The organism is Pseudomonas sp. SIMBA_067 (genome assembly GCF_046534675.1).
Lineage (GTDB): Bacteria > Pseudomonadota > Gammaproteobacteria > Pseudomonadales > Pseudomonadaceae > Aquipseudomonas > Aquipseudomonas putida.
This window is the reverse complement of the sequence record NZ_JAWRYH010000254.1, coordinates 1-291: the sequence shown is the minus strand read 5'-3', so window position 1 is coordinate 291 and position 291 is coordinate 1. Positions and strand designations below refer to the sequence as shown.

The 291-nt window shown below is 44.3% G+C and carries 1 protein-coding gene; it reads left to right on the top strand.

Going from position 1 to position 291, the window contains the following annotated elements; translation table 11 throughout:
• The coding region (locus SB765_RS28970; RefSeq protein ID WP_410932396.1) for a hypothetical protein at positions 1-291 on the top strand (291 nt) is incomplete at both ends.

Genomic DNA, 291 nt, shown 5'->3' with positions numbered 1-291 from the left:
CGCAGCAACAAACTTTGGTGGCGCATTGGGTGGAGGGAGTCTTAGTGGTTGGTCAGATACACCAAAAGAAAAAGCACTACGTGAAGTAATAATTAAAGCCGTTGAGTTTTTAGAAACTAAAATCCCAGACACCTATGATCGCTATAACCAAAACAACACGCTTGCTGCAGGCTATACAGCACCACCACCGCCAAAGGTAGCTAGTAAAAAAGTAGCACCTGCTGCTGTCGCTGTCGATGTGCCGAATCATAGAATGCCACATTATGAAAAAATGGACTTAGCAATGTCTCG